This is a genomic window from Facilibium subflavum, from assembly GCF_003574485.1.
Classification (GTDB): Bacteria; Pseudomonadota; Gammaproteobacteria; order Francisellales; family Francisellaceae; genus Facilibium; species Facilibium subflavum.
The window spans coordinates 1-839 of sequence record NZ_QLIT01000319.1 but is presented as its reverse complement, the minus strand read 5'-3'; the positions used below and the strand labels follow the sequence as shown (position 1 = coordinate 839).

The window sequence follows — 839 nt, the reverse complement described above, 5'->3', positions numbered from 1 at the left end:
TCTCTACCATGCCCAAGTTCTTCAGAAATAATCATTCTAGTTTCAAAATCTTGTATTTTCTGCTCAGGAGTTAATTGTTTTGATGTTAGGCCTCCATTTTTTGGGCATTCACGTCCTGTTAGTTGCCTATATCTATCTTGAGCATAAGCGTGGCGAAAGCCGTGCATATTTTTAATTTCTGCCCGCTGACAAGCTTTATCTAATGCCTCTCTAGCTTGATAATATTTTTTATCAGACTCTATTAATGACCCTTTGCCAGCTATATCTTTTACTTTTTGTAACAATTCTTTTTGTTTTTCGTTTAAAATTGGGATTGTTCTTGGTCTTCCACCCTTTGTCCAAGAGCTTTTAAGCTCTATTCTATTATCTTTTATTGCATAATTAGGTTGAAACTTTAGGCTTTCCTCTCTTCTTAAACCAAATTCTCGTTGAAGTTGAATTGCTAGTGATTGCCTATTATTTAATTTCGCTAGCTTGTTATAATTTAGCTCTTGAGCTTTATTTTTTGAATTATCGCTATATTTTCTATTCTCAATTTCTAATTTTTGGTTATCAGGAAGTTCCTTTCCTAATTTCTCTCCGAGCCATCGAATACAGGCGAGTCGATTTTTAATTGTTGCTGTTGTTAATCCTTGAGCTTGCCATTTATCCCTTAAAATATAGCAATGTTTTGCTCCAAAATTCTTGGCTGTTACGTGCTTATGTCCCATCTGAGCCAAATCTTTATTAGCCCTAAGCAATATATTTTTTCTATTAGCTTGAGTTGAACAAGTTCCGTCTTTGTTATGTTTAAGAGCGGAATGTATAACTCGTCTGAAAATATTCTTAGCCATATAATT

General features: G+C 34.0%; 1 protein-coding gene. It reads right to left on the bottom strand.

Annotation, left to right across the window (positions count from 1 at the left end):
- The coding region (locus tag DNK84_RS13680; protein ID WP_119345014.1) for an integrase domain-containing protein at positions 1-839 on the bottom strand (839 nt) is incomplete at both ends.